The 1255-nt window shown below is 66.5% G+C and carries 1 protein-coding gene; it reads left to right on the top strand.

Annotated elements, in window-relative coordinates:
* Positions 1-1255 (top strand): adenylate/guanylate cyclase domain-containing protein (locus NKH49_RS34685; protein ID WP_352930191.1); only part of this gene is annotated, 1255 nt, incomplete at both ends.

Here is a 1255-nt window from a genome sequence, read left to right as displayed (position 1 = left end):
GCTGGTCTCCGAGCACCGGGGTCGGATCGTCAAGCTCACCGGCGACGGCATGCTGTGTGAGTTCGCGAGCGTCGTCAACGCGGTGGCCTCGGCGATGGCGATCCAGCAGGCCCTGGCAGAACACGAGGCGCAGATGCCCGAGGAAGAGCGGATTCGCTTCCGCATCGGCGTCAATCTCGGCGACGTGGTCTGCGAGGAGGACGGCGACCTCTACGGCGACGGGGTCAACATCGCAGCCCGCCTCGACAGCATCGCCGACCCCGGCACCGTGGTCGTCTCAGGCACCGCCTACGACCACCTTCAGGGCAAGCTCGACTGCGGCTTCACGTCGCTCGGCAACCTGCGCCTCAAGAACATCGAGCGGCCTGTGCGCGCCTACCGCGTCGAGACCGACGCCGGCGCCTCGGTGGCTGCATCGCCTCCGCTGCCCGCGAAACCCTCGATCGCGGTTCTGCCTTTTACCAACATGAGCGGCGATCCCGACCAGGAATACTTCGCCGACGGGCTGGTGGAGGACATCATCACGGGATTGAGCCGGGTGAACTCCTTCTTCGTGATCGCCCGCAACTCGTCCTTCACCTACAAGGGCCGGGCGGTGGACCTGCGCCAGGTCGGGCGCGAGCTGGGCGTCCGCTACGTGCTCGAAGGCAGCATCCGCAGAGCAGGATCGCGGGTGCGCATCAGTGGGCAGTTGGTGGACGCGATCAGCGGACACCATGTCTGGGCCGACCGCTTCGAGGGCGACGTGAGCGACATCTTCGACCTGCAGGACAAGGTGACCGAGAGCGTCGTCGGCGCTGTCGAACCGAGCATCCGGCTGCAGGAGATCAAGCAGGCGCGCATGAAGCCGACCGACTACATCGGTGCCTACGACCTCTACCTTCGTGCGCTGCCGCGCTTCTACAGCATGACGCGCGAAGGCTTCGCCGACGTGCGCCGGCTCACCAACGAGGCGCTCAGCATCGACCCAGACTTCACCCTGGCGAAGGCACTCGGTGCCTATATCCGCAGCCTGTCGGTGAGTCAGTGCTGGCACGAGCCCGACGATATCCGCGTCGCCGTGCGCATGGCCCGCGAGGTGCTGGCGGACGCGCGAGACGACCCGACAAGCTTGCGTTTCGCCGCGCAGGTGATCGCCTACAGCGCCAAGGATTACGAGACGGCGCTGGACACGATCGAACGGTCCCTGCTCCTCAACCCCAATTCGGCGCAGGGCCATACGGGCAGCGGCTGGGTGAACGCCCATTCCGGCCAC

The organism is Mesorhizobium sp. M1088 (assembly GCF_040318575.1).
Classification (GTDB): Bacteria; Pseudomonadota; Alphaproteobacteria; order Rhizobiales; family Rhizobiaceae; genus Mesorhizobium.
Note: the sequence above shows the minus strand (reverse complement) of the source record. Positions and strands in the feature narration are given on the sequence as shown.